This is a genomic window from Bartonella sp. AU15XJBT (genome assembly GCF_028618615.1).
Classification (GTDB): domain Bacteria; phylum Pseudomonadota; class Alphaproteobacteria; order Rhizobiales; family Rhizobiaceae; genus Bartonella.
The window spans coordinates 1-4,222 of sequence record NZ_JAQITG010000055.1; the positions used below are offsets into that span (position 1 = coordinate 1).

Annotated in this window: 7 protein-coding genes and 1 pseudogene; 7 read left to right on the plus strand and 1 reads right to left on the minus strand. The window is 41.7% G+C overall.

Going from position 1 to position 4,222, the window contains the following annotated elements; translation table 11 throughout:
* The 3 genes and pseudogenes from PVV57_RS09615 to PVV57_RS09625 form a co-directional block, all read left to right on the plus strand.
* A pseudogene (locus PVV57_RS09615) lies at positions 1-244 on the plus strand (late control protein); the annotation flags it as partial.
* Positions 245-385: 141 nt separating this feature from the next.
* On the plus strand, positions 386-1,207 hold the full coding sequence (locus PVV57_RS09620; RefSeq protein WP_273719109.1) for a DNA adenine methylase: 822 nt from the start codon (positions 386-388) through the stop codon (positions 1,205-1,207).
* A gap of 371 nt (positions 1,208-1,578) precedes the next feature.
* Positions 1,579-1,737: a hypothetical protein gene (locus tag PVV57_RS09625; RefSeq protein WP_273783976.1), complete on the plus strand. Its 159-nt coding sequence runs from the start codon at positions 1,579-1,581 to the stop codon at positions 1,735-1,737.
* A gap of 83 nt (positions 1,738-1,820) precedes the next feature.
* Here PVV57_RS09625 and PVV57_RS09630 read toward each other — a convergent pair whose 3' ends face one another.
* Positions 1,821-2,351, minus strand: a complete 531-nt coding sequence (locus tag PVV57_RS09630) for a helix-turn-helix transcriptional regulator (protein ID WP_273783977.1) — start codon at positions 2,349-2,351, stop codon at positions 1,821-1,823.
* A gap of 152 nt (positions 2,352-2,503) precedes the next feature.
* On the opposite strand from PVV57_RS09630, the gene PVV57_RS09635 reads away from it, so the two are divergent.
* The 4 genes from PVV57_RS09635 to PVV57_RS09650 all read left to right on the plus strand — a co-directional run.
* Entirely contained in the window at positions 2,504-2,809 is a 306-nt protein-coding gene (locus PVV57_RS09635; RefSeq protein ID WP_273783978.1) for a helix-turn-helix transcriptional regulator, read from the plus strand.
* Between the two features lie 73 nt (positions 2,810-2,882).
* A complete protein-coding gene (locus PVV57_RS09640; protein ID WP_273783979.1) occupies positions 2,883-3,023 on the plus strand; it encodes a hypothetical protein in 141 nt (46 codons plus the stop codon).
* Positions 3,007-3,405: a hypothetical protein gene (locus PVV57_RS09645; RefSeq protein WP_273783980.1), complete on the plus strand. Its 399-nt coding sequence runs from the start codon at positions 3,007-3,009 to the stop codon at positions 3,403-3,405. The genes PVV57_RS09640 and PVV57_RS09645 overlap by 17 nt, the downstream gene beginning before the upstream one ends.
* Positions 3,405-4,222: ParB/RepB/Spo0J family partition protein (locus PVV57_RS09650; protein WP_273783981.1), on the plus strand; the 818-nt coding region annotated here is incomplete at its 3' end. The genes PVV57_RS09645 and PVV57_RS09650, both read left to right, overlap by 1 nt.

The window sequence follows — 4,222 nt, forward strand, 5'->3', positions numbered from 1 at the left end:
AGAAGCACAAGCTGCTGCTGCATCAGAATCAGACCGACTTTGCCGTGCTGTGGGCAGTGGTTCTTTGACCCTTGCGGGGCGCCCCGAAATCATGGCGGATCAACCGCTGCTGCTTCAAGGGTTCCGTAAAGAAATTAATGGGTCATGGAAAGCCGCTACCGTCACCCACCGCTATGAAAAGCAAAGCGGTTACACAACAGAAATTACGCTAGAAGCACCAAATCAAGGAAAGGAACAAAAATAGAGGCTGGGCTGGTCACCCAGCCAACGGGAACAGTTTAGCGACAACCCCATCCGATGCAACTTAACTTAACATCGCAGCCACTTCTTATCACTTAAAGCAATGAGAAGACGGTTAACATAGATGAAAGAGTGTAAAAAAATAATGGATATACTTCATAAGGAAAAATTAAAATCTGTTGAACCTATTTCACCAGCTGCTGCTTATATTGGGGGAAAAAGAAGATTAGCCAAAACCATTGTCAAAATCATTGAAGATATTCCACATAGCATTTATGCCGAGCCTTTCGTTGGTATGGGTGGAATATTCTTTAGACGGAAACTGATACCATCTACTGAAATTATCAATGATTTTTCAGGAGATGTGGTGAATTTTTTTCGGGTGTTACAACGCCATTATCACCCTTTTATAGAACTGTTAGCGTTTCAAATAAGCAGCCGTGAGACGTTTGAACGCTTACAGACACAAAATCCAGAAACGCTTACGGATTTAGAACGGGCTTTGCGGTTTTTATATTTGCAGCGTTTAAGTTTTAGTGGGAAAGTAGCAGAGCGTACGTTTAGAGTTGAGACAGACCGTAGTGCACGGTTTAATCCCTTCAAACTTGAAGGTATATTAAAGCTTATTTACCGCCGTTTAGCGAGAGTTATCATTGAACATTTAGATTGGTCTGATTTTATTGTGCGTTATGACCGGCCAAATACCTTGTTTTATCTTGATCCACCTTATTTTGGTGTTGAGGATTATTATGGCAAAGACTTGTTTAAGCGGGAGGATTACCAGACGATGTCTATGCTGCTTGCACAATTAAAGGGGAAGTTTCTTCTCTCTCTCAATGATGTGCCAGAGATTCGAAAAACCTTCAGTCAATTCCATATAAAAGAGGTAAGAACAATTTATTCCTGTAATTTGTCAAATAATGCGATTCCGGCAAAGGAACTCATCATTACCAATTGTGATATTTAGGAGAAGAGAAAAAGATCTATTAAAGGGATTTAAACAATCTTTGAAAGGTCTTTGAAGACCCTTTGAGAACCTCTTAAAATCATCTAAAAGAAAATAAATTGGTACAAAACATAGTGTCAAAATATACAAAACACGCTGGCAAGCTACAACAGGTGTAGTTTGACAGTAGGTTTTGTACTAAGTGGGATTAGGTGGGATTAGGTAGGAATACGTGGTAATTTGTTGTTTTTATGGTTATTTTTTACCATTAAATGCGTGTTTTGTCAAAATAGATTTTGACACCTAAAATTGTAAAAAAGAGCTAAAATCAGAAAAAAGTGCGTTTTAAAGGTAAAAATGAGAGAAGGCTTTGAAAGGTCTTTGAAAACCCTGTGAAAAATTTTGAAAAGTCTGTGAAAGCCCAGAAAACCGCCTTTGAAGACCCTGTGAAAAAAATCACTCCAAAAGTTCAATTGATTCCAAAATCAGCCAAAAATGACCAAAAAAGCAAAAAAGATATGCGCCATATGGCGCGTTTCTATTTTTTGTAAATATAATTTTTAAAAAACAATGTGTTATTTAAGTTTCTTAATGTAAAGAGAAACGCGCCTGTATTTTTCATTTTAGAGTAGCATTAAGCCGAATTTTGTGTAGTTTTGGAATGTTCTTTTTCAGCTTCGATTTGACGCTTTAAATGCAGTTTTAGAAGAGGGAAAGTTGCCTCTACTTCTTCGCTATCGTTGATGTCTTGAACAAGCTCTTGCAGTTTTCTATAAAGTTCCGCCGCGAGTTCCGCTATATCTTCAGGGGGGAGTTTTATTTTAGCATCGCGATAGGTTGTGTAAGCTATGCGACCAAGCTTTTTCATGAGTCCAGTAGGGATAGTTTGTGGTTTAAAACCTGCTGCTTTCGCTTTTGCCATGTCACTAAACATTTCGCCTTCGCCAGTGAGAAGCCAATGAAAGTCTACGCCATAAATTTTATGATAGGCAATTACGATAGATGCTGGTGGTTCATTTACACCGAGCTCATAATTTGCGAGCGTACCTTTCGCTAAATCAAGAGTTTTTGCAAAAGCGCCGCGTTCTTCATTTCCAAGCATTTTTCTTATGTCACGTAGGCGTTTTGCCAATGGTGTTTTTGGTTCTGAATCGGGACGTGCCAAAAAAATACCTCATAAATTCATTTTTTATGTTTACAAAGCACAAAAAATGAATTAACTACATATTACCGCCCGCTATAGAGGGCAGATATTTTACCATTAACCCCACAAAAAACGGATGGTTTGAGCATCCGTTTGAAGCAGGAGCGAAAGTTATGACAACCACACCAACATGCATTCAAGTATGGGATCGCCATAGTATTTTAGCTGAGCTACGCCGCCGTAATATGACCTTGGCGGAGCTCGCGAAAGCATATCAACTACCGTCATCCAGTGTTCAACATATCTGGACACGGACCAACGAGAAAGCTGAACGCGCTATTGCCGATTTTATCGGTTTGCCCGTCGAGCAGGTGTTTAGTGACCGCTACCCCAAAAGTCGCCGTCGCATTTTTAAAGCAGCAAAACATGCCAACACAGATTCGCGTGCGCATTCTGCTTTGCGCGGAAATGCTGCTTAAACTTCGTTACACGGCTTTGCGTTTTTGCGCATTTGCCATGCATTTAGATACCATAAGATAAAGAGGTTTATCAATGTCTAAAGATCAATACGAAATGGGCAAGATAAATTGCAGAGAGTTGCATCATAGAACAGCCGTTTGGATGGGTTGGTTTTGGCGATTAGGGGGTGGTCATATTGTTTTTATAGGGGGTGGTTATGGTTGCAGCTTATAATTTATGGATGCCAGAAGCCAGAAGCGATATCGTTAATCCTTATTCAGAAGTTGAACGTTTGGAAGCTATGCTTGCCTGTTCTTTAAAAGCCGTGAGTAGTGGATTTAAGCATCTGCCGATCCGGTATATTATTGACCCTCCGCATTGCTTATTTGATGCGGCGTTAGCACGACAGATTGTTATTCATATCTTGCATTATCAGTTTGAGGTACCGCGGCGGCGTCTTGTTGCCATGCAAGAGCGTGAACGCACTGCTGTTGCTCGCTCTTTGCGTACAATTAACCGGCGTTTGGAAGAACCTGTATTTGCTAAAGCTTATCGAAGATGGGCAGGGCGTGCGATGGATTTATTCTTTAAAGAGATCAGAAAGGTGGGGGCGTGATGGCACAGTTTCAAAAGCTTGCTCTTGATGTGATTGTGGTGCCGGAGCGTATACGCCCTGTAGATGATGAGCATGCTAAGGCACTTGCACAATCAATAGTGCGGGAGGGATTGATGAATCCGATTACCGTGCGCCATACCCCCAATGCTAAAGAGGGTAATTATACGCTTATTGCTGGTGCGCATCGGCTTCGTGCTGCTGAGCTTTTGGGGTATAGTGACATTGATGCCGTTGTGGTGCAGGCTGATAAGGACAATGCCGCGCTTTTAGAAGTGGCTGAAAACCTCTTTCGTAATGAATTGTCTGTTATTGACCGTGCGCTTTTTGTCCAGACTTACCGCGAATTGTGGGAAAAGAAATATGGGGAAATTAAGGTTGGTCGAAATAAAAAATCAAAGGTGCAAGTTGCACCTTTGATCGGTAGTGAGACAGATTTTGAGAAATTGGTGCAACTTGCACCTATTTCTCAAACAGAGGTAAAAGGTGAAAAAGGAACAGTTTTATCTTTTTCTAAACATGTGGCGGACCGCATTGGTTTCTCTCAAGATGTCGTGAAACGTCTTAACAACATTGCTCAGCATTTACAGCCGGAGTTGCGGTCTGTTTTGCGTGGCACGGCATTGGCGGATAATCAAGCGCAGTTGTTGAAGTTAGCCAAGATGGAGCCGGTTGCGCAACGGCGTGTGGCGGTTGCTTTGCAACAGGTTGAGGGGGATTTACGGCGGGCTGTTGATTTGGTCAATGGGATTAATACGCCTCCGCAAATTAATGAGCAGGAACGGATTTTTGCGCAGTTATTAGGGGTGTGGCAGAGAGC

Coding starts and splice junctions, on each gene's coding strand:
- PVV57_RS09640 (WP_273783979.1), top strand. CDS start 2,883: ATGTCTAAAGATCAATACGAAATGGGCAAGATAAATTGCAGAGAGTTG.
- PVV57_RS09645 (WP_273783980.1), top strand. CDS start 3,007: ATGGTTGCAGCTTATAATTTATGGATGCCAGAAGCCAGAAGCGATATC.
- PVV57_RS09620 (WP_273719109.1), top strand. CDS start 386: ATGGATATACTTCATAAGGAAAAATTAAAATCTGTTGAACCTATTTCA.
- PVV57_RS09635 (WP_273783978.1), top strand. CDS start 2,504: ATGACAACCACACCAACATGCATTCAAGTATGGGATCGCCATAGTATT.